Source organism: Streptomyces thermoalcalitolerans (assembly GCF_039525155.1).
GTDB classification, from domain to species: domain Bacteria; phylum Actinomycetota; class Actinomycetes; order Streptomycetales; family Streptomycetaceae; genus Streptomyces; species Streptomyces thermovulgaris.
Genome location: NZ_BAAAHG010000010.1, coordinates 126,969 through 148,632, shown reverse-complemented (window position 1 = coordinate 148,632; position 21,664 = coordinate 126,969). Strand labels below are relative to the sequence as shown.

The 21,664-nt window shown below is 71.2% G+C and carries 19 protein-coding genes and 1 pseudogene; 11 read left to right on the top strand and 9 right to left on the bottom strand.

The annotated features are described in order from the left end of the window. Positions 1–123: 123 nt before the first annotated feature. On the bottom strand, positions 124–1,194 hold the full coding sequence (locus ABD224_RS09115) for a zinc-dependent alcohol dehydrogenase family protein (RefSeq protein ID WP_344048826.1): 1,071 nt from the start codon (positions 1,192–1,194) through the stop codon (positions 124–126). A gap of 295 nt (positions 1,195–1,489) precedes the next feature. Between ABD224_RS09115 and ABD224_RS09110 the strand changes: the two genes are divergently transcribed. Both ABD224_RS09110 and ABD224_RS09105 read left to right on the top strand, forming a co-directional pair. After that, positions 1,490–1,891 (top strand): STAS domain-containing protein, encoded by a 402-nt coding sequence (locus ABD224_RS09110; RefSeq protein WP_344048824.1) that lies wholly within the window; start codon positions 1,490–1,492, stop codon positions 1,889–1,891. A 67-nt stretch (positions 1,892–1,958) separates the two neighbouring features. After that, positions 1,959–2,540: an Rv1733c family protein gene (locus ABD224_RS09105; RefSeq protein WP_344048822.1), complete on the top strand. Its 582-nt coding sequence runs from the start codon at positions 1,959–1,961 to the stop codon at positions 2,538–2,540. A gap of 111 nt (positions 2,541–2,651) precedes the next feature. Here the strand turns inward: ABD224_RS09105 and ABD224_RS09100 are convergent, their stop codons facing one another. Then, positions 2,652–3,551 (bottom strand): universal stress protein, encoded by a 900-nt coding sequence (locus ABD224_RS09100; RefSeq protein WP_344048820.1) that lies wholly within the window; start codon positions 3,549–3,551, stop codon positions 2,652–2,654. Positions 3,552–3,556: 5 nt separating this feature from the next. Then, positions 3,557–3,763 carry a hypothetical protein gene (locus ABD224_RS09095; protein ID WP_344048818.1) on the bottom strand — a complete coding sequence of 69 codons (207 nt, stop codon included), beginning with the start codon at positions 3,761–3,763 and terminating at the stop codon, positions 3,557–3,559. Between the two features lie 206 nt (positions 3,764–3,969). Here ABD224_RS09095 and ABD224_RS09090 point away from each other — a divergent pair, with 206 nt between their 5' ends. Next, positions 3,970–4,434, top strand: coding sequence for a universal stress protein (locus ABD224_RS09090; protein ID WP_344048816.1), 465 nt, complete (start codon positions 3,970–3,972; stop codon positions 4,432–4,434). A 140-nt stretch (positions 4,435–4,574) separates the two neighbouring features. On the opposite strand, the gene ABD224_RS09085 is transcribed toward ABD224_RS09090, so the two are convergent. Then, positions 4,575–6,308 (bottom strand): sensor histidine kinase, encoded by a 1,734-nt coding sequence (locus ABD224_RS09085; protein WP_344048814.1) that lies wholly within the window; start codon positions 6,306–6,308, stop codon positions 4,575–4,577. Positions 6,309–6,508: 200 nt separating this feature from the next. Here ABD224_RS09085 and ABD224_RS09080 point away from each other — a divergent pair, with 200 nt between their 5' ends. Further along, positions 6,509–8,233, top strand: coding sequence for a SulP family inorganic anion transporter (locus ABD224_RS09080; RefSeq protein ID WP_344048812.1), 1,725 nt, complete (start codon positions 6,509–6,511; stop codon positions 8,231–8,233). A 52-nt stretch (positions 8,234–8,285) separates the two neighbouring features. After that, positions 8,286–8,654 carry an ArsR/SmtB family transcription factor gene (locus ABD224_RS09075; RefSeq protein ID WP_344048840.1) on the top strand — a complete coding sequence of 123 codons (369 nt, stop codon included), beginning with the start codon at positions 8,286–8,288 and terminating at the stop codon, positions 8,652–8,654. A gap of 286 nt (positions 8,655–8,940) precedes the next feature. On the opposite strand, the pseudogene ABD224_RS09070 reads toward ABD224_RS09075, so the two are convergent. Further along, positions 8,941–9,289, bottom strand: a pseudogene (locus ABD224_RS09070) (hypothetical protein); the annotation flags it as partial. A 252-nt stretch (positions 9,290–9,541) separates the two neighbouring features. On the opposite strand from ABD224_RS09070, the gene modA reads away from it, so the two are divergent. Further along, positions 9,542–10,354 carry a molybdate ABC transporter substrate-binding protein gene (gene modA / locus ABD224_RS09065; RefSeq protein ID WP_344048810.1) on the top strand — a complete coding sequence of 271 codons (813 nt, stop codon included), beginning with the start codon at positions 9,542–9,544 and terminating at the stop codon, positions 10,352–10,354. 290 nt (positions 10,355–10,644) lie between these two features. On the opposite strand, the gene ABD224_RS09060 is transcribed toward modA, so the two are convergent. Both ABD224_RS09060 and ABD224_RS09055 read right to left on the bottom strand, forming a co-directional pair. Next, positions 10,645–11,412 carry a class I SAM-dependent methyltransferase gene (locus tag ABD224_RS09060; protein WP_344048808.1) on the bottom strand — a complete coding sequence of 256 codons (768 nt, stop codon included), beginning with the start codon at positions 11,410–11,412 and terminating at the stop codon, positions 10,645–10,647. Positions 11,413–11,586: 174 nt separating this feature from the next. After that, positions 11,587–13,011 (bottom strand): helix-turn-helix transcriptional regulator, encoded by a 1,425-nt coding sequence (locus ABD224_RS09055; protein WP_344048806.1) that lies wholly within the window; start codon positions 13,009–13,011, stop codon positions 11,587–11,589. Positions 13,012–13,740: 729 nt separating this feature from the next. Here ABD224_RS09055 and ABD224_RS09050 point away from each other — a divergent pair. From ABD224_RS09050 to ABD224_RS09030, 5 genes are all read left to right on the top strand, one after another. Further along, positions 13,741–16,749, top strand: a complete 3,009-nt coding sequence (locus ABD224_RS09050) for a 3-keto-alpha-glucoside-1,2-lyase-like domain-containing protein (RefSeq protein WP_344048804.1) — start codon at positions 13,741–13,743, stop codon at positions 16,747–16,749. Positions 16,750–17,279: 530 nt separating this feature from the next. Then, a complete protein-coding gene (locus ABD224_RS09045) occupies positions 17,280–17,879 on the top strand; it encodes a molybdopterin-dependent oxidoreductase (RefSeq protein ID WP_344048802.1) in 600 nt (199 codons plus the stop codon). After that, a complete protein-coding gene (locus tag ABD224_RS09040) occupies positions 17,879–18,592 on the top strand; it encodes a ferredoxin reductase (protein WP_344048800.1) in 714 nt (237 codons plus the stop codon). Before ABD224_RS09045 ends, ABD224_RS09040 begins: the two co-directional genes overlap by 1 nt. An 86-nt stretch (positions 18,593–18,678) precedes the next feature. Next, a complete protein-coding gene (locus tag ABD224_RS09035) occupies positions 18,679–18,966 on the top strand; it encodes a DUF6510 family protein (protein WP_344048798.1) in 288 nt (95 codons plus the stop codon). Between the two features lie 170 nt (positions 18,967–19,136). Next, complete coding sequence (locus ABD224_RS09030; protein WP_344048796.1) at positions 19,137–19,973, top strand: TIGR02452 family protein; 837 nt, start codon at positions 19,137–19,139, stop codon at positions 19,971–19,973. A gap of 155 nt (positions 19,974–20,128) precedes the next feature. On the opposite strand, the gene ABD224_RS09025 is transcribed toward ABD224_RS09030, so the two are convergent. Together ABD224_RS09025 and ABD224_RS09020 are read right to left on the bottom strand one after the other, a co-directional pair. Further along, complete coding sequence (locus ABD224_RS09025) at positions 20,129–20,401, bottom strand: hypothetical protein (protein WP_344048794.1); 273 nt, start codon at positions 20,399–20,401, stop codon at positions 20,129–20,131. Positions 20,402–20,525: 124 nt separating this feature from the next. After that, a complete protein-coding gene (locus ABD224_RS09020; RefSeq protein ID WP_344048792.1) occupies positions 20,526–21,176 on the bottom strand; it encodes a class I SAM-dependent methyltransferase in 651 nt (216 codons plus the stop codon). Positions 21,177–21,664: the final 488 nt, after the last annotated feature.

The following is a 21,664-nucleotide window of genomic DNA, read 5'->3' as shown; positions in this document are numbered from 1 at the left end:
TTCCACCCGGCCACCCGGCCCGGCACGACCCCCGCAGCCGCGCCCCACACCCCCATCCTCCGACGGCCCCCGCCCCACGACGAGGGCCGTCGGTCCCGGACCGTCGTGGAGAACGGCCCGGTGTCAGGCGCTGCCCGCCGGGACGACCTCGCGCTGCGGCCCGCCGAGGACGGCCTTGAGCGCTCCGGTCTCGGCGGAGTGCGCGAAGACGTCGTACGCCTCCTCCATGCGCTCCAGCGGGAAGGTGTGCGTGACCAGCTGGGAGGTGGGCAGTCGGCCGGTGGCCGCCATCTTCAGCAGCGTGGACGTGGAGGAGGTGTCCACCAGGCCCGTGGTGATGGTCACGTTCCTGTCCCACAGCTCTTCCAGGTGCAGGGTCGCCGGCCTGCCGTGCACGCCGATGTTGGCGACACGACCGCCGGGCCGCACCATGCGCGTGCACACCTCGAAGGTCTCCGGCACCCCCACCGCCTCGATGACCACGTCCGCGCCGAGCCCGTCGGTGAGGTCGGCGACCAGCTGCTCGGGAGCCTCGCGGGCGTCGGCCACCGCCTCGGCGCCGAGCTTCCGTGCGGCCTCCAGCCGGGCGGGTGCCACGTCCACGGCGATGACGCGCTCGGGCGAGAACAGCCGGGCCGTGGCGATCGCCGCGAGGCCGATGGGCCCGGCGCCGACCACGGCGACGGTGGCCCCGGGCCGTACCTGCCCGTTGAGCACGCCGACCTCGTAGGCGGTGGGGAAGATGTCGGCCAGCAGCACGGCGTCCTGGCTGGCCACCGCCGCGGGCAGCGGATGCACGGAGAGGTCGGCGAAGGGCACGCGGACGAACTCCGCCTGGGTGCCGTCGATGAGGTGGCCGAGGATCCAGCCTCCGCCGCCCAGGCACTGGCTGTACATGGCCTCACGGCAGTAGCGGCACCGCCCGCAGGCGGTGATGCAGGAGACCAGGACCCGGTCCCCCGGCTGCAGGGTGCGGACGTCTGCGCCGATCTCGACGACCTCGCCGACGGCCTCGTGCCCCAGCACCGTGCCGGGGCGGACCTCGGGCACGTCGCCCTTGAGGATGTGCAGGTCGGTGCCGCAGATGGTGACGGCGTCGACGCGGACGACGGCGTCGGTGGGCTCCTTGACGTCCGGGTCGGGGACGTCCTCCCAGGCGGACTGCCCGGGGCCGTGGAAGACGTAGCCTTTCATGCCGGTCCTCACCCTCTCTGCGTTCGGACGGGTTCTCGGACGGGTGGCCGGGATCCGGCGGCCCCCGGTGGGCGGGCGCGGTCCGGTCCGGGCACCGATGCGTGCCGCCGGGACTGCTCCACCGTTCCAGCTTGTCCGACGGTCCGGCATCGCGCTCGGGGTCGCCCGGCCCCCGCGGCCGGCCTGCCGGGGCAGCGCATACCGGACGTCCCGCGCGGTCCGGGGCTCTCCGGGCTTTCACGAGGGGACCGAATGGCCCTTACCCGCACCTTGTCAAACCGGCTTTGCTGTCCGTATGTCCCAGAGCCTTGCCGGGCCCGCCCCGAGCCACACGGAACGCACCGCCGGTGCCACGACCGTCGTGACCCTCAGCGGTGAGGTCGACCTTCTCGCGAGGCTGTCCCTCGCCCCACGTCTCGACGCGCTCACCGCCGGGCCCCGGCCGGACCTCGTGCTCGACCTGCGGCGCGTGGTCTTCATCGACTGCGCCGGACTGGGTCTGCTGTGCCGGGCCCGCAACCGGGTCGCCGCCCGCGGGGGCCGGCTGCGGCTGATCAGCCGCAGCGCGTCCTTCCGCAGGCTCCTGCGCCGCACCGGCCTGGACGGCACCTTCGTGCTGCTGCCGGAGTTCGGGCCGTCCCCGGCCGCCGAGTCCTCCCCCCGGACGGGGACGGTGGTCCCCGCAAGCCGGGGCTGACCGGCCCAAGCCCCGTCATGGTGACCACTGCCATGTTCGAAAGCACGGAACGAGGAGGTGGCAGCCGATGAGCGGCGGGAAAGGCACGGAGTGCGCCCGGCGGCGGCTGTGGCGGTGGCGCGACAACCCGCTGCGCCGCCGTGAGGACGTCGTCGAGGCGTGGATCGTCCTGGTGATGCTGGTGGTGGCCGTACTGGGCGGCGCACTCGTCGGGACGGTGGCGACACGCGCCATCGACCAGGATCTCGCCCGGCAGCGCGCCGACCGGCACCCGGTCCAGGCCGTGCTGCTCACCGACACCCCGAGCAGCACACCGGCCAACAGCCCCCGGCTGACGGCGATGGTCCGCTGGACCGCTCCCGACGGCACCGTCCAGACCGGCCGGGCCCCGGTGGACGAGGGGCTGCGGGCCGGAACGACGATCACTGTCTGGCAGGACGACCGCGGTGTCCTCGTTCCTCCGCCCCCCGACCCGACCGAGGCCCGTGTCGAGGCCGTTCTCCTCGGCTGCGCGGCCGCCCTCGCCTTCGTCGGTGTCACCTACGCGGCCACGGCCCTCGCCCGACGGCGGCTGGACCGGCGCCGCTACGACCGGTGGGCGGCGGAGTGGGCGCTGATCGGCCCGCTTCTGGACCGGAGGACGAGCTGAGACGAGCCGGCGCGCCCGGTCCGAACAGTCCATGCCACGGCGCGTGCCCCGGTGCCCCGCTGCACGGGAGAACCGGTACCGGGGCACGCGCCGTCCTCGCGCCCGTTCTTCTCACGCCCGTTCGGGGACCACGGCGACCGGGCAGGCCGCGTGATGCAGGACCCTGTGGGAGGTGCGGCCGAGCCGGAGGCCGAGGCTCCCAGGGCGGCACCGGACGCCGACGACCAGCAGATCGGCGTCGCGCGCGGCGGCCAGGAGCACCCCGCGGGCCGGTCCCTCCACCGTGCGGCGCTCCAGCTTCACCTGCGGCGGCACCTCCCGCAGCGCCGCCTCCAGGGCCCGCGCGGCCTCCTCCTCGTGGACGCGCTCCGGCTCCCCGGTGATCAGCGGGTGGGAGAGGCTCTCGTACGCCGGGCACCGCCAGGCCCGTACGGCCTCCAGCACGGCTCCGCGCCGTTCGGCCTCCTCGGCGGCGAACCGCACCGCCTCGGCGGACTCGTCCCCGACCCCGACGACGACACGGCCGTGCACCGGAGTGCGCACCTGGTTGTCGTGGTCGCCGCGGACCACGATCACGGGGCAGTCGGCGTGCGCGGCCACGAAGAGGCTCACCGATCCGAGCAGCAGCTGCGCCACACCGCTGCGGCCCCGGGCGCCGACGACCAGGACGGAGGCGTTCCTGCTCTCCCGCACCAGTGCGGCTTCCGGTTCCTCGGGCAGTGCGGCCCTGCTGATGGGCAGGCCGGGGTGGCGGATACGGGCGCGCCGGGCGGCGGCCTCGACGACGTCCTCGGCCCGCACCTGCCCCTCCGGCTTGCCGGGCGCGGGTACGGCACCCCCGGCGGGGGCCTCCCCCGCTCGAGCGGGGCCGGGAACCGGGGGGAACTCCCACAGCGAGGCGTACACCACCCTGAGGGGCACTCCGCGCAGAGCGGCCTCGTCCGCCGCCCAGTCCGCGGCCCGCAGGCTGGGTTCGGAGCCGTCGACACCGACGACCAACGGCAGCTGCATCGGTCTCACCTCTCCCTGCCGGGGGCGATGCCGGGGGCGAGCACCATCCTCGCCCCGCTCCCGTCGCCCGGCACCTCGTCGGCGGACTCGCCGACGGCATCGAGGAGACGGGCTCCGTGGCCGGCCCGGGTGCGGCCGGCCGGGTGCGGTCCGAGGGCCTCGGCGAGGCCCGGACGGGTGCCGCCGGGACCGGAGGTGACGGTGCGGGGCATGGGCGCCCCCCGGGACGGGTGCTCCACCCTCGAGCGTTCTCCTGCCCCGAGAGTCCCTGCCCACCGCGCATGCAGCCCAGAGGCCGCAGGTCCCGTACCGGGGCCGACCGGCCCCGGTACGGGGGCGCCCGTCGGCTCCGGCTGGCACAGCCGGGCCGGGCCGGGCAGCGTGGACGTAGGAACAGCGACTGCTGAGCGAGGTGGCCATGCAGCCCTCAGAACCGCGACGCCGGGTGGTCGTGGGGGTGGACGGTTCTCCGTCGTCGTACGCGGCACTGCGCTGGGCGGTGGACTACGCCCGGCTCGTCGACGGACAGGTGGAGGCGATCCACGCCTGGGACACCCCGTCGTCCGCCGGCTGGACCGGACCGGCGATCGATCCCGACTTCGATCTGCAGCAGGCCCGGGAGCGCTTCACGGAGGAGTTGCGCGACGTCTTCGGGGACGACCGTCCGGCCTTCCTGGAGACGTACCTCGTCGAGGGCGACCCGTCGGAGGTGCTGATCCGTGCCTCGGAGGGCGCGGCGCTGCTCGTCGTGGGCAGCCGGGGCCGCGGGGGCTTCGCCCGCGCGATGCTCGGCTCGGTCAGCCAGCGCTGTGCCCAGCACGCGGCCTGTCCGGTGGTCGTGGTGCGCCAGGACCACCGGCCGGAAAGCCGGAAAAAGAGCTGAAGAGAGCCGGGGAAAGCCGGAGCCAGGGAGCGCGAACCTTCCGCCCACCGCACTCCCCCGGCCCTTGACGGGCCGGGAACGAAGGGGCAGGGAACGGAGGGGCGGGGGCGGGTGGAGGAACGCTCCCGTCGCCGTCGCGGTCAGTCCTCCGGCGGGCTCAGCGGTGCCTGCCACACCAGCCTGGTCCCACCGCCCTCGGGCGTGGTCCACTCCAGGTCGCCGCCCAGTTTCCGGGCCCGCTCGGCCATGTTGGCCAGACCGCTGCGGCGGCCCTCGGGCGGGATGCCCACACCGTTGTCGGTGACCACGACGCGCACCGTCCTGCCGTCGGTCTCCAGCACCGCCTCCGCGCGGTCGGCGTGCGCGTGCCGGGCGATGTTGGTCAGCGCCTCGGACAGGACGGCCACCACGTCGTCGGCGATCTCCTTGGGAACGTGGGTGTCGAGCAGCCCCTCCATCCGCACACTGGGCGCGAAGCCCAGCACCGGCGTGGCCTCCTCGACCACACGCACCGCACGGGCCCGCAGACCGGAGGCCTTGTCGTCGTCGTGCATGCGCAGACCGAAGATCGTCGACCGGATGATCTTGATGGTCTCGTCCAGGTCGTCCACCGCCCGCAGCACCCGTTCCTTGGCCCCTTCGTGGTCGATGAGCCGTCCGGCGCTCTGCAGGGTCATACCGGTGGCGAACAGCCGCTGGATCGCCAGGTCGTGCAGATCCCGGGCGATGCGGTCGCGGTCCTCCAGCAGGGCGATCTGCTCGGCGTCCTGCCGGCGCTCGGCCAGTTCCATGGCGATGGAGGCCTGCGCGGCGAAGCCCCGCAGCGGTTCCAGTTCCTTCTCCGAGAAGTCGGGTGCCCCGGCCTCCCGGGCCAGCAGAACCACCCCTTGGATGTGGTCGTCCGAGGCTCCGATGGGCACGGCGACGGCCGGTCCCAGGCCGGCGAACCGCGGCGGGCCGGCCGAGATCCGCGGATCGTGGGCGACGTTCCGGCTGCTCACGGGCGCCCCGCTGGCGAACGCCGCTCCGGTGAGCGTGCCCTCGACGGGCAGCAGCAGTCCGCGGTGCGCCTCCGCCTGCAGGCCGATGGCCAGTTCCACCGTGAGCGCGTTGGTGTCCTTCACCGGCGTCGACATCACCGCCAGCGCGGCACCCGTGATCTCACGCGCGCGCTCGGCGATCAGTTTGAGCACGTCCGCCGGGGCGGCGCCCGACATCAGGCTGTGGGTGATCTCCGCGGTGGCCCGCAGCCAGCGCTCACGCAGCCGCGACTCCTCGTACAGCCGCGCGTTGTCGATGGCCACCCCCGCCGCCACCGCGAGCGTGGACAGCACCGACTCGTCGTCCTCGTCGAACTCCAGCCCGCCCCGCTTCTCGGTCAGGTAGAGATTGCCGAAGACCTGGTCCCGCACCCGGATCGGAACGCCGAGGAAGGTGTTCATCTGCGGGTGGTGCTCCGGGAAGCCGTACGACGCCGGATGCTCCGAGATCTTCGACAGCCGCAGCGGCTTCGGGTGGCGGATCAGCTCACCGAGGATGCCGTGTCCCTCCGGGTAGGGGCCGATCCGGGCGATCTCCTCCTCGCTGACCCCGACGGTGTAGAACCCCGACAGCCGCCTGCCGTCCGGACCGATCACGCCCAGGGCCGCGTACTCCGCGTCGACGAGTGCCGCCGCCGCCTCCACGAGGCTGCGCAGGACCTGTTCCAGGTTCAGTTCCCGGCCGACGGAGAGCACCGCCTCCAAGAGGTTGTGCACCCGGTCCCGGGTCCCGCGAGCGGCGTCCAGTCGCGCCTGCAACTCCTCCAGCAGCTCGTCCAGGCGCAGCTGCGGCAGTCGTACACGGGCCTCTCCGGACCTCTCGGAGCTTCCCACCGGTGATCCTCCAAGCCCCACGAAGTGACGTGTCCCGTTCCGCTCACCTGACACAGTAGCGGCTGCGACACAGGCAGGTTGCAGGGCCATCACGGCAACCGGCACGGCTTTGACGACTGATGAAATTGCAAAACTTTGCAATTTCATAGATCCTATGGCGGTTCCCCGACCACCGAGAGAAAGCCGAGGTTCACCGCTCGATGACGTCCGTACTCAGCCGGGGCCGGGCCCGGGTCGTGTCCCTGCTGCCATCGCGGGCCGATCTGGCCGGTATGGGCCGTAATCCCCGCCGCGACGTGCTCGCCGGTCTGACCGTGGCGATCGTCGCCCTCCCGCTCGCCCTCGGCTTCGGCGTCTCCTCCGGGCTCGGTGCCGAGGCAGGACTGGCCACCGCGGTGGTCGCGGGCGCGCTCGCCGCGCTGTTCGGCGGTTCCGACCTCCAGGTGTCCGGACCCACCGGCGCCATGACGGTGGTCCTGGTGCCGATCTTCGCCCAGCACGGCGCCTCCGGAGTGTTCACGGTCGGGCTGCTGGCCGGTGTGATGCTGGTCGCCCTGGCCGCGCTGCGGGCCGGGAAGTACATGCGGTACGTGCCCGCCCCCGTGGTGGAGGGCTTCACCCTGGGCATCGCCTGCGTGATAGGTCTGCAGCAGATCCCGAACGCGCTCGGGGTGGAGCAGCCCGAGGGCGACCGGGTGCTCGTCGTCACCTGGCGGGCCCTGGAGGAGTTCGTACGGCACCCGAACTGGGCGGCGCTCGGCTGCGCCCTCGCGGTCGCCGCGGTCATGCTCGTGGGTGCGCGGTGGCGGCCGACCGTGCCGTTCTCCATCCTCGCCGTGATCGCGGCGACCGTCGTCGTCGAGGCGGCCGGTCTGGAGGAGGTACGGCCGATCGGCGACCTGCCCTCCGGGCTGCCCGCGCCGTCCCTGGACTTCCTCGACCCCGGTGCGCTCGGTTCGCTGCTCGCCCCGGCGGTGGCGGTCGCCGCGCTGGCCGCGCTGGAGTCCCTGCTGTCCGCCTCGGTCGCCGACGGCATGACGGTGGGCCGGCAGCACGACCCGGACCGGGAGCTGTTCGGACAGGGACTGGCCAACATCGCCTCTCCCCTGTTCGGCGGGGTGCCCGCGACCGGCGCGATAGCCCGGACCGCCGTCAACGTCCGCACCGGCGCCTGCTCGCGGCTCTCCGCCCTCACCCACGCCGTCGTCCTCGCGGTGATCGTCTTCGCCGCCGCCCCGCTGGTGTCCCGCATTCCGCTGGCGGCCCTGGCGGGCGTCCTGCTGGCGACCGCGGTCCGCATGGTCGAGGTCGGCTCGCTGCGGGCCATGGCCAAGGCGACCCGCTCGGACGCGGCGATCCTCTTCCTGACCGCTCTGGCCACGCTGGCCCTGGATCTGGTCCAGGCGGTCGTCATCGGCCTCCTCCTGGCCGGTGCCCTGGCGCTGCGTGCCGTGGCCCGCCAGGCCCGCCTCGACCAGATCCCCCTGGACCAGGGCGACCACAGCCGCGAGGAGCACGCCCTGCTCGCCGAGCACATCGTCGCCTACCGCATCGACGGGCCGCTGTTCTTCGCCGCCGCCCACCGCTTCCTGCTGGAGCTGAGCGAGGTGGCCGACGTACGCGTGGTGATCCTGCGCATGTCCCGCATCTCCACCATGGACGCCACCGGGGCCCTGGTGCTCAAGGACGCCGTGGAGAAGCTCAACCGGCGTGGCATCGTCGTCCTGGCCTCCGGCATACGCCCCGGCCAGCGCCAGGTCCTGAACTCCGTCGGTGCGCTGGACCTGCTGCGCCGCAAGGGCGGGGAGTACGCCACCACCCCCGAGGCGATCCGGGCCGCGCGCGCCTACCTGGAGACGGCCGGTCTGCTGCCGGCGGACGCTCCCCCCGCCACGCACGGAATTGCGCGAATGCGTAATTCTTGATGTTGTTACCGCCTGTCGCGACGCCCACAAGCAGAGCCAGGACGAAACGATGGTGACCACGCCGCTTTACCAACTCAAGGCCGAGTTCTTCAAGACGCTCGGTCATCCCGCACGCATCCGTGTCCTGGAGCTGCTCAGCGAACGCGAGCACGCGGTGTCCGAGATGCTGCCCGAGGTGGGCATCGAACCCGCCGCCCTCTCCCAGCAGCTGGCCGTACTGCGCCGGGCCGGTCTGGTCGTCTCCCGCAAGCAGGGCTCGACCGTCCACTACTCGCTGACCGATCCGCATGTGGCCGAACTGCTGCGCGTGGCACGGACGATCCTGTCCGGAGTCCTCGCGGGGCAGGCGGAGATGCTGGCCGACCTGCAGGCGGCGCAGGGCGAGAGCCCGCGCCCGCCCGGCGGCACCCCGGCCCGCTGACAAGCGGCCGGGGCCCCGCCACGAGCGGCGGGGCCCCGGGACCGGGCGCGACGGCCGCCGGGGCGGCCGAGCGCGGTTCCGGGCGCCGCGGCGGCGGACGTGCCTACGGTCGGCCGAGTCCTGGGGGCGCCGGCGCCCGCCGCCGTGAGGACGATCAGGGCGACGGCGCAGAGGAACGCGAGACACACGAGACACACAAGAAACACGGGGACGGCCGCTCGTCCGGTGTTCCTGTACCAGGACGGGCGTGCTGGGCACGGAACTCACCGGGTCGCACTCGTGGCGGATGACCGCCGTCCACCTGGATCACGTCGACCCCGCTGATGCGCCGCCCCTGCAACGATCTTGAGGAAGCACCACCTGCGGGCCGACGCAATCGAGCGGCGTGCTGTCGAGGGCAACGCCGAGCAGGACGGGGCGCGGCCGAAGTCCGCTCGATCTCCGCCCAGAACAGCAGCGCGTGGTGCCTGTCCACGCCGTGCACGGCGATCAGGAAGCACAGGCGGTTCTTGCGGCGGGCGAGGTCGAAGGCGAGGCCGGCCGCGGTGAGGACGTCGTACAGGAGCGGCCCGGTGAAACGGTAGGTGCCGGATGCCGCTGGTGGCGCACCCGACCCGCCTTTCATGCAAACGCATATGCAAGGATTCCCTGCACAATACTCCGCACACGCGAGGGAGTAGGCGGCTTCATCCCCGCACATGCGACAGTATCATCGCCATATGCACAGCTACTGGATCGGGGGCGCGATCGTCTTGCCCGGCGCCGGCACCGACACCATGAGGCGCCTGGCCGACCGCGGGAAACCGACCGCTGCGGTCACCGAAAGACCGTGGACGCGCCCGTTCAGGACCAGATGAGTCCGTTCAGGACCAGAGGGAGTTGGCCCCGTGACCATCCGTTCCGTCCGCCGGACCCGCCGCATGCTTCAGGTGACCGGGACAGGTGCCGTCGCCCTCATGGCCCTGAGCGCCTGCTCGTCGCCCGGCTCGGACTCCGCCGCGTCCGCCTCCTCGTCGTCGAAGCCGTCCGGTGAGGTGACGGTCTTCGCGGCCGCCTCGCTCAAGGAGAGCTTCACCGCCCTGGGCAGGAAGTTCGAGAAGGACCACCCGGGCACGAAGGTCACCTTCAGCTTCGGCGGCAGCGACACTCTCGCCGCGAGCATCACCGGTGGCGCCCCAGCCGACGTGTTCGCCGCCGCCGGCCCCAAGACGATGAAGATCGTCACGGACAAGGGCGGCACGGCCGGCACCCCGACCACCTTCGTCCGCAACCAGCTGGAGATCGCCACCCTGCCGGGCAACCCCGACAAGCTGGCCTCCCTGAAGGACCTCACCAAGTCCGGTCTGAAGGTCGTGCTCTGCGACAAGACGGTGCCGTGCGGCGCCGCCGCGCAGAAGGCCCTGACAGCCGGCGGCGTCAAGCTCACCCCGGTGTCCTACGAGGAGGACGTCAAGTCCGCCCTGAACAAGGTGGTGCTGAAGGAGGCCGACGCCGCACTCGTCTACAGGACCGATGTGAAGGCGGCAGATGGCAAGGTGCAGGGTGTGGACTTCCCCGAATCCGCCAAGGCCGTCAACGACTACCCCATCGCCCTGCTCAAGAACGCCCGGAACGCCGAGGCCGCCAAGGCGTTCATCGCACTGGTGCAGTCCCCCGAGGGTCAGCAGGTCCTGACCGAGGCCGGTTTCCTCAAGCCGTGACCTCGCTCCGCAAGACCGGTGCCGCGACCCGCCCCCTGCGGGTGAGCCGCGGCACCGCCGCGCCGACGCGGGCATCCCGCCCGCGCTCCTCCTGTTCGCCCACAACCCCCGCCTGTGGCAGTGGCTTCAGGACGGCGCCCGCTTCCACGTCTGTGACGACGCGGGATGCATGACCGAGAACGTCGGCCAAGCGCTCCGTTCCGACATCGACACGAATGGCCATGGGCGGCCAAAGCGCCTTCTGAGCATCGCGGCAAACGGTCCGCAAGGCGCTGGAATCACCCATGTGCCTACGTGCCGGCACGTGCCATGAGCAGCGGCTGGAAGAAACCCGTCTCCTGTGGTATCCCCCACTCGGGGTCCACGAATCCCGCGTCGGTCACAAGGGCGGTCAGCCGGTCCCGGCCGAGCGCCCAGTAGACGGTCCGGCGGACCTTGACGCGCCATTCCCCGCCGGCCGGCAGCAGTTGGAAGTGCTCCAAGTCGTAGTGCTCGCCGTCCTCGTGCCAGTGCCAGAGCTGGAAGGTGATGGTCCGTTCTCCCCCGTCCGCGGGGTGGTGGACCTGTGGAGGCGTCGACGTGGGCCGGTCGCGCAGCAGGTCGTCGTAGGGGCGTGTGCTGAGCAGCACCAGGCCGGAGGGACGCAGCACGCGGCGCATCTCCGTCAGGGCGGCGTGGACGTCCTGCTCCGTCAGCAGATGGGGCAGGGCGTTGTCGGCGCAGACGACGGTGTCGAACCGGCTGTCCGGGAACGGCAGACGCCGCATGTCGGCGACGGCCGTACGCAGCGTCACATTGCGGTGGGCGGCCTCTTGGGCCGCGCGGGCGACGGCGCGGGCGCTGAGGTCCGTGCCGGTGACGCGGTGTCCGCGCAGCGCCAGACCGATGGCCTGCGTGCCGATGCCGCAGGAGCAGTCGAGCACCGACGCGTTGTCCTGACCCATCAGGCCGTGCAGGGCGTTTCCCTGCCGGTGCATGCTCGCGTCCCAGTCCGCGAAGATCAGGTGGTAGTCATCGGCCAGCTCGTCGTAGAAACGTGCCACCGAGGTCTCGGGCATGGCCCGAGGTTACTGTGCGCAAGCCCCAGCGCAAGGCTCCGGACCGATCACGGTCCGGGGCAGCCGCCGCCCTCACACCATCCCGGCCGACAACGGAGCGAGTCTCTTGCGACAACCGCGATCTCATGCCCGGGCAGCAAAAACCGCACATGGATTCAGAGGGAGAACGGCCTTTCAGGCGGCCGAGTCGAGAACGGCCCGCACTTCGGGTACGTCGGTGTACTCGGCGAGCCGGGCCAGGACCACCCGTGCCCGCTGTGTCGTTCGCTCGCTGGCAATGCCGGCGGACAGCGTGAGCATCCGTTCAGCAACGGCCGCCGCTTCCTCGGGTTCGTTCGCATCAGCGCAGGCAACGGCAAGCCATGACAAGTAGAGCGCCAACTCTCGCGTGTGTGTCGCGTCGTACCGGCCGAGAACATCGCGCAGGATCGGCACGGCGCGGAGCGGTCGGCGCAGCTCGGTGAACACCCGCGCTTCCATCACGTGCAGTTCTCCGGAGTTCACCCAGTACAAATAGTCCGGCGACTCGATGTCCCTGCTGTCCTCGGCCAGAGCCTCACCCGCTTCCCCGAGGGCGCGCATGGCGGCTTGTGCGTTGCCCGCTTTCGTGTGTGCCCACGCCACCCGGTCCAAGTACAGCGCGCGAGCCTTCGGCGGCGCGTCCGGCCCGGCCTCGTCGAGCGCGGCACGGGCCAGGGTGACGCCTTCGACTTCCCTTCCCGTATTGCTGCATTGGTAGGCCAGCGACCCGGCCAGGTGTCCGATCAGTGTCCGGTCCTCGGCCTGTGCGGCTGCGCTGAGCCCGAGCCGGTACATGCGTTCCGCCTCGGCGTGCTGTCCGGCGTCGCCGGCAATCCATCCGGCGATCTGGGCCAGTTCTCCGATCTGCACCAGCAGCTGACGGCCCGTTTCCTCGGAGTGACTGCACTCCCGGAACATTCGGACTGCTTCACCGAATTCGCGCAGCGCGGGCCGCACAAGGTCCCCACCGGCCAGGTAGTCATCGGCGAGCCGCAGGCCGTGCACGCGCTGCCGTAAATCGTCCACCTGGGTGAGACCGATACGGCCGCCTGTACGACCGCGCAGCGGTTCCAGCGGGTTCTCGCCAGGAAGAAAGTCGGCCAGTGCGGGGGGCGGCGGTTCAGCGGACGTCCGTGGTTTCCTGAGCGTTTCCACGGAAACTCCAAGAGCCGCAGCGAGAAATGGCAACCATTCACGCGGTGTGCGTTTTCCTGTCTCCCAACGGCTGACTTCCTGGCGGCCGACCGGTTCCCCGACGACTCCGGCGGCCCGGCACACCTCGTACGCCAGCCGTGCCTGACTCCAGCCGAGCCGTTCCCGCTGTTGCCTGATGTTGGCCCCGATTGCGCTCACACCTGCAATTCTGGCCGACAGCCGGCCGACACGAGGCCGCTGGTCGACGACTGATCGCATCCGGATTCTGTACCGCATGACCGAGCGGAGGAGATACCCGAACACGTCTGCGGAATTGCCGTACCACGCATCCCAGCCGGAGCCCGCACCGGTGGAGGGGTGCGCCGGTTGCCGGGAGTTGGCGATCATTCGGGAACGTGCACGCGTGGTCGACGACTTGGCCACGATCACAAGCGTCAACGCCTTGATGCGGCGGCAGCCCGAGGGACACGGGTGACCACAGCGCCGCGGACGGCCCGCAGGCGGTCCCGAAAGCAACGGGCGGCCAAGTCCTCACAAAGCGCGTCTCCGGTGGCCTATTGCGGGCTGTGCGCCGGCTGGGGCGCCATCTGGTGCGACGGCTGCTGCGGGTTCGACGGCTGCGCGCTGTGCGGCTGGACGTACCGACGGCCGTGCCCGCTGTGCACCGGCGGGAACGCCGGGCCGATCGAGTGGTGAACTCCCCTCAATACGAAGCTGATTGACACTCCTTCACAGGTCAGGGTGAGTTCGCCAACCCATGGCTCCATTGCTCCGAGGACTCGGGGAACACCGGAGGGCGACTCCGGGCAGCGCGCTCGGTTCCCGCCGGGGCACGGACGCCGGACGCGGTCGTCACGGCGGTTCCGAGCACCGCGGCGGCAGGCGCGGGAGCCGCTTCCGGCGCACGCGGGGACGAAGGTGCGTGGGGCGGGCGTTCGTCGGCGCACCGCGTACGCGATCTGTGGACCTCCATGCCGATGCCCCGCGTCACGGCAGAAGCACGACCGGGACGGTCCGGACTTTGAACTCTTCGCTGACAAAGTGTGGACATGTCAAGCAGAAGTCTTCTACCGTGGCGGCACAAGTGCAGCGCCATCCCAGCAGACCGGAGCGATTTCCGGCACGGTCCGGTCCCCAACTCCTGGAGGACCATTGCCCCAACGTCTGTTTCCGCGCGCCAGAAGACACTTGGTCCCCCTGCTGGCCGGGGCCTTCCTCGTCGGCGGCCTGTGCTCCGCTCCCCCGGCTTCCGCCGCGCCCGCGGACATCCCCCCGCAGGAGCCGGGAGTCACCCTCCGTGTGTTCGACGTGCAGACGCCGCTGAGCAAGCTGTGCACCCTGAAACCCGGTCAGACTCCCAACCACGACAAACTGATGCCGACGGTCGACTGGTCCACGGCCGACGACTTCGGCGGGTTCACCGATCACTTCGTCACCGAGACGTCCGGTTATCTGAACGTGCCGCGCACCGGCAGCTATGTGTTCCGTCTCACCAGCGACGACGGTTCACGGCTGACCATCGACGGCGAGACGGTGATCGATCACGACGGGCTCCACGGGAGCGAGCCGAAGGACGGTGCGGCCCATCTCACCGCCGGCCCGCACCCGTTCCGCATCGACCACTTCGAACGGGACGGCGACCAGCGGCTCCAGCTGGCCTGGAAACCGCCGGGCGAGAGCGACTTCGCGGTCGTGCCCCGTGAGGCCCTGAGCACCGACGCCGGTGTCGTCCGGGTCACCTCACCGGGCCGCAAGGAGTGCGAGGCGAGCGGCGACTCGCCCGGCGACGGTCTGCCGCTGAACTCCGTACGCCCCGACCTGACACTCACCGACCTGCGCCCGGACGGCTTCAAACCGCAGGTCAGCGGCATGGACTGGCTGCCCGACGGACGGCTTGCGATCAGTACGTGGGGCGGCACTGACAACGTTGCCGGAGAGGTGTACCTGCTGGACAACGTGACCGGCCGGACGAGCCGGGACAAGGTCACCGTGAAGAAGGTGGCGAGCGGACTGCGCGAACCCATGGGCATCAAGTACGTGGACGGTTCGCTGTACGTCTCGCAGAAGCACGAGCTGACCCGGCTGGTCGACAAGGACGGCGACGAGGTGACCGACGAGTACCGCACGGTCGCCACCTGGCCGTACGGCGGGAACTTCCACGAGTTCGCCTTCGGCCTGCTCTACCGGGACGGCCACTTCTATGTGAACCTCTCCGTCGCCATCGACTACGGCGGCGCGACCACCACTCCGCAGCCCGCGCCCGGACGCGGAATCACGTACAAGATCAACAAGAGGACGGGGCGCATCACCCCGATCGCGGGCGGCCTGCGGACCCCCAACGGCATCGGCTGGGGTCCCGAGGACGGCATCTTCGTCACCGACAACCAGGGCGGATGGCTTCCCGCGTCGAAGCTCGTCCAGATCAAGCAGGGCCGCTTCTTCAACCACTACACCGAGCCCCCGGGCCTCTTCGACGACTCGCCCGTCACCGAGCCGGTGCTGTGGCTGCCGCAGAACGAGATCGCCAACTCGCCCTCCACCCCGCTGTATCTGAAGAAGGGTCCCTTCGCCGGGCAGATGCTGCTGGGCGACGTCACCTACGGCGGTCTGCAGCGTGCCTATCTGGAGAAGGTGCAGGGCCAGTACCAGGGCGCCGTCTTCCGCTACACCCAGGGCCTCGAGGCCGGCGTCAACCGCATCACCCTGGGCCCCGACGGCGCGATCTACGCCGGCGGTCTGGGCGCCGACGGCAACTGGGGGCAGGAGGGCAAGCTCAGGTACGGCCTGCAGAAGCTGACCCCGAACGGCAAGAACACCTTCGACATCCAGTCGATGCGTGCCGTGCCCGGCGGTTTCGACCTGACGTACACCCAGCCCCTCTCCGCCGCCACCGCCGAACGGCTCGCCGCCCGCTACCGCGCCGAGCAGTGGCGCTACACGCCCACCACGGACTACGGAGGCCGGAAGATCGCCGAGGAGACACTTCCGGTGCGCTCGGCGACGCTCTCCAAGGACGGCCGTACCGTCAGGCTCCGGCTGGACGGTCTGAAGCCGGGCCGCGTGGTCCACGTCCGCTCTCCGCGTCCCTTCACCTCGGCCCTCGGTGAACCGCTGTGGAGCACCGAGGCCTGGTACACCCTCAACCGGATGCCCGGCAAGCAGCCGCCTCCCGCCACCCTGTACGAGGCCGAGGAGGCACGCCTCACCGGCAAGGCCGGCATCAACACCGACCACACGGGCTATTCCGGCAGCGGTTTCGTCGACCGCTACGCCACCGAGGGCAAGGCCGCCACGACCTTCGACGTGACGGTCCCGAAGGCCGGTGCCTACGACGTGGGTCTGCGCTACTCCAACGGGCCGCACCCGTTCCAGGGCACCAAGTCCCTCTCCCTGTACGTCAACGGGAAGAAGGTGCGGCAGACGAGGCTCGCCTCCACCGGTGACTGGGACTCCTGGTCGACGCAGACCGAGAAACTGACCCTGCGCGCCGGGCAGAACACGATCTCCTACCGGTACGACCCCGGCGACACCGGTCATGTCAACCTCGACCTGATCACCGTCCGCCCGCACGGGGCCCCGGTCACCCTCTTCGACGGGACGGCCGCCTCGCAGGCCCAGTGGCAGCACACGGACGGCAGGACCCTGCGGTGGCCGCTCACCGACGAGAAGTCGATGGAGGTGTGCTGCGGCGACATCCGCACCCTGGAGGCGTACCAGGACTTCGCCCTGCACATGGAGTTCCGCATCCCGCTGCTTCCTCCCGACGTCACCGGACAGGACCGGGGAAACAGCGGCATCTACCTCCAGGACCGCTACGAGCTCCAGATCCTCGACTCCTACGGCGACACCTCGCCGGCCGCCGACGAGGCCGGGGCGATCTATGGGAAACGGGCGCCGGACACGAACGCGGCCACGGCGCCCGAGACCTGGCAGACCTATGACGTCGTCTTCCGCGCGGCCCGCTACGACGACAACGGCCGCAAGACCGCCGACGCCCGTGTCACGGTGATCTGGAACGGCACGAAGGTCCACGACGACGTGGCCATCGACGGACCGACCGCGGGAGGCAGGGCGGAAAGCCCCGCCGCGGGGGCGATCCGGCTGCAGGACCACGGGAACAAGGTCAGGTTCCGCAACATCCGGATCACGCCTCTGACGTGATCCCCGGCCGGGTCGGGCGAGCCCTCGTGGCCGTCCGGCCCGGTTCGGTTCGGCTCGGCTCGCCGGTCCTTCCTCCGGAAACCTCCGGAAGAAGGGCCGGCGGGAGTGCTTCCGGGAGAGGGCCGGCGCCGAGCCGTCCTCGTGCCGTCGCGGTCGGCCCGCGGCGGGCCGCCTGGAGAGCCGAACACCCCCTCCGACGCCCGGCAGCCCGGCTTGGCTCCCCGTCCCGTACACCCGAGCCCGAACGGGCTGCCGTCGGCCGAGTTGCGGCCCGGAGCGATTGGCCGACCATGGAAAAGTGCGCTGCGAGCCCTCCGGGTACACGTATGCCCACGCCACCTGGCCGTCGACGCACTGCACCCCGACGCGCCGAACGCCGGACAAGGCACCGCACGACAGACACCTGGCCTTGATCGTGTCCCCGTCCGGACGCACCGCCCACGCCCGGACAAGGGAGCGGACAGGCGGACAGCAGGAAGCGAAAAACCGACGCACACGCCCGCACGTACCTGCGACGAGGGGAGTCACCCGTGAGCGGCTTCTCACCGGGCTTCCGCGGCAGGGCTCACGCCTTCGAGGGACGGCTGCCCCCGGGGCAGTACCCGACCGAGTCGTTCCCGGTTCTGTCCGCCGGTCCCACACCCCACGTGCCGACGGAGAACTGGTCGCTGACCGTCACCAGCGAGACCGGCGAGAGCCGCGTGTGGAGCTGGGAGGAGATGACGGCCCTGCCGCAGCAGCACCCCACCGTGGACATCCACTGCGTCACCCGCTGGTCGAAGTTCGACACGCGGTGGAGCGGCGTGGGGCTCGACACCTTCCTCGAGCAGGTGGAGAGCGCCGCCGACTTCGTCGTCGCGGAGTCCTACGACGGCTACACCACCAACTTCCCGCTGGAGGACATCACCGGCAACAAGGCGTGGCTGGTCCACTCCTTCGACGGCTACCCGCTCGCCCCCGAGCACGGCGGACCCGCCCGCCTGCTGATCCCGCACCTGTACTTCTGGAAGTCGGCCAAGTGGGTCAAGGCACTGCGGTTCACCACCGAGAACGAGCCCGGGTTCTGGGAGTCGGCCGGCTACCACGACTACGGCGACCCATGGCGTGAACAGCGCTACTGGAACGACTGATGTCCCGGTGGCTGCCTGCGCGGCTGACGCAGCGGACGGACCAGACGGCGACCGGCCGCACCCTGCGGTTCGACGTCCCCGGCTGGCCGGGGCATGCGCCCGGCCAGCACGTCGATGTCCGGCTCACCGCGGACGACGGCTACCAGGCCGTCCGCAGCTACTCCCTCGCCGCCCCCTCGGACGGGCGGATCATCGAGCTGGGAGTACAGGTGGCGCCGGGCGGTGAGGTATCGCCGTACCTCGCCGACGATCTGCCGGTCGGTGCGCTCATCGAAGTCAAGGGGCCGCTCGGCGGCTGGTTCCGGTGGACGCCCGAGGACCGCGGACCGCTGCTGCTGATCGGTGGCGGGTCCGGCGTGGTGCCGCTGATGGCGATGCTCCGGGCCCGGCGGACGACCGCCGTCCACACCGAGCCCTGCGTCCTGGTCTATTCCGTGCGCGATCCGGACGAGGTCTGGTACGCGCAGGAGCTGAACACCCCGGCCGACGGCGAGGACCTGCGGCTCCTCTACACGCGCCGGGCGCCCGCCGGCTCGCCCCGCCCCGCGGGCCGGATCACGGCGGGCGACCTGCCCGACCTGGAGGACCCGCCGGAGGGTCCTGCCGCCACGACCTACGTCTGCGGCCCGACGGCGTTCGTCGAGCACGTCAGCGGCCTTCTGCTGTCCGCCGGCCGGTCACCGGGACGGATCCGCACGGAACGCTTCGGATGACACCGCCGGACGACACCGCGCACCCGCCCCCACAACTTCCCTGCCTTCCAGCACTTTCCAGCACCTTCCAGCAATGAGGAGTCCCCGTGAACCAGCCCTCGGCATCGCACCTCGACGGCAACTTCCTCGCCGGCCCGCTCACCGACGTGTTCGCCGTCGACCCCACCACCGCCTGGCACCGCTGCCCCAGCTGCCTCATGCCCTCCAGCATCGGCGAGCTGCACGTCTACGGCTCCGGCCCCGGACTCACCGGGCGCTGCCCAAGCTGCGCCGACCTCGCCCTGCGGGCCGTCACCCAGCCCGGCTACCTGTGGCTGCAACTCGGCAACGGCGCGGGAGCGTTCCGCTTCACCCTTCCCTCCTCCGCGCAGTGACCGATGGCCGGACCATCACCCCGGCACGCCGTGCACGCTCGCACAGCACACCTTCCGACCCCCGAGCGGGCGCCACCCCTGGGGGTACGAGGCCAACAGCAAGGCCGTCAGTATCGGCCGCCCGAAATCCGGTCGACGGCCGCCTCGCGGATCCTCTACCGTCCGTGACCGTGAGCAGCAGACTCCGTGAAGTCGCGGCGCGCAACGCCCGCATCGCCGAGGAAGGTTTCTACCAGCTGGAGGACGGCCGCAAGGTCGAGGTCCGTGAGCCGCTCGCCGCGGCCCGCTCGGGAACCGTCAGCTACGCCCCCGACGCGTTGCAAAAGCTCGCCGCCGAGCAGTTTTCGCCGGTGCACCGCACCGTCTTCGAGGTCACGGCGGAGAGCAGCCTGCAAGCGGCGCGTCGCCTGCATCTGGCCGGGGCCGGGCACATCGCGGTGCTCAACTTCGCCTCCGCCCGCAACCCCGGCGGCGGTTATCTCGGCGGCGCCCGCGCGCAGGAGGAGGATCTGTGCCGCACCTCCCTGCTGTATCCGTGCCTGCTCGAGGCTCCCGACTACTACGCGGCGCACCGGGCGTCCTCGGACCTGCTCTACAGCCACCGCGTGATCTGGTCGCCCGCGGTCCCCGTGCACCGGGACGACCGTGGTGAGCTGCTGCCCGAGCCCTACCCCGTGTCCTTCCTGACCTGTCCGGCGCCCAACGCCGGGGAGGCCCTGCGGCGCGATGCGGGCGCGGGCGCGAAGATCACGCGAACGCTGCGCGAGCGCGCCGGGCTGATACTCGCGGTCGCCGCCCACCACGGGGTGCGCGAGCTGGTGCTGGGGGCGTGGGGCTGTGGCGTGTTCCGCAACGACCCGGAACACGTCGCCGATGCCTTCCACGCGCACCTGGTGGCCGACACCGGCGCGTACCGGAACGTGTTCGCAAGGGTCGTGTTCGCGGTGTGGGACCGCACCTCGCAGTCGCCGAACCGAGCCGCCTTCGCCGCCCGCTTCGGCGGATAGCCGGTGGCCACCGGGCCCGGCCGGCCTCCGCGTGGAGCAAGAGCGGTGTCAAGAACCACTGGCAGGGCGGCGACGGCCGCGCCGTGCGCCCACTCGCCGAAGCGGAACCGAGCAATACGCGGTACCGGACGCCTCGCCCCGTCCGATCCGCCGGCTCAGCCGGACGGCGTGACCGGGGACCACACGCCGAACCACTGCTCGGCGCCCCACTCCTCGAACCGCTCCACCTCGGTGAATCCCAGCTTCGCCGCGAGGCGCATCGAGTAGTCGTTGGCGGTCTGGGTGCAGAGCACCACCGGCTCGCCGGGAAGCACGCCAGCGAACCAGCCGAGTACCGCCGCGCGGTCTCGGGCTTCAAACTCGCGGAGCACGAGCCGTTCGGTCCTCATCGGAGCCGGCGGCCACGCGACGGGGCCGAGTCCACTCATGGCGGGCAACCTGTCGCACGCCCACGAGGGTGACCCGAAGGAAAAGGTCTCAGGGCTCCTGACGGAATGAGGTGCTGCCGGGCGGACACCCGCCACCGGCGGGATCATCCGACACGACGATGCGCTACCGGGTTTTGCGGGCGAGCAGGTGAACCTCCTGGAACTGCCGTCGGTCGGTGGGCTGAGGCTCGCGCACCATCCGGGCCACCTCGACCAGCCCGGACTCGCGCAGCATCGCGGCGAGGTGATCGGGCCACCACCGATGGGCCGGTGCGACCGCGTGGTCGAAGACCTGCGTCGGGTGAGACGGACCGTCGCCGGCCGAGAAGCCGATCAGAAGGTGGCCGCCGGGTGCCAGCACGCGCTGGAACTCCGCCAGGACGACGGGGAGTTCCTGCGGCGGAGTGTGGATGACGGACCACCGTGAGAGTGCGCCGCTCAGCACGCCGTCAGCGATGTCCAACGCGGTCATCGAGCCCACCTCGAACCGCAGGCCCGGATAGGCCTGGCGTGCCAACTTGATCATCTCGGGAGAGGCATCGACACCGAACGCCGTCAGCCCCGACTCATCCAAGTACGCGGTGATGTGGCCAGGGCCGCACCCCAGGTCCGCGACCCGGCCGTCCCCGCTCGCACGGACGACCTCGGCGAAGGCACCCAGGATCGCGCGGTCCAGGGGTCTGTCACGCAGTTCGTCGCGGAACAGCTGCGCATACTCGGAGGCAGCCGCGTCGTAAGCCTCGCGAGTGGCGCCGAGGACATCGCGTTCAACCATGCCCACGACAGTAGTCCCCGGCCACGGGGCGCAGCGGGAAGTCACGGTCTTCCCTCCCGCCCCTTCGCGCAGGCTGTCACCGATTCGGAGAAGCCCGCATTCGCTGCACAGCGCGGTCCCCATACCCGGACGTCTCGTAGTCCGGCGGGGCCTCAAGGTCGGACCCATGCCGAAAGAGCGTTGGCAGGACTGCGAACTGTGCCGACGGTCGGCCTGGGACGGCCCTCCGGCCCCCTCGAAGCCAGGTCCTGCGGGCCGTACTCGCGTCAGGTTCGGCACCGGCGCTCCACCGAACGTGCACTCACACGGAGATCCACAGCGATCGCCGAGGTCTTCTCGCCCCGCGTGAAGCGTTCCGCCGCCTGCGGCCGGCTCCGTTCACGGCCCTGCCGCCGCCCGGCGGTCGGTCCACCACCTCGTGCGTATCACATACTCCCGGTCTGCCGCCGGCGTCCTCCGGCGCCGGGCCGGAAGGTTCAGCAGGAATT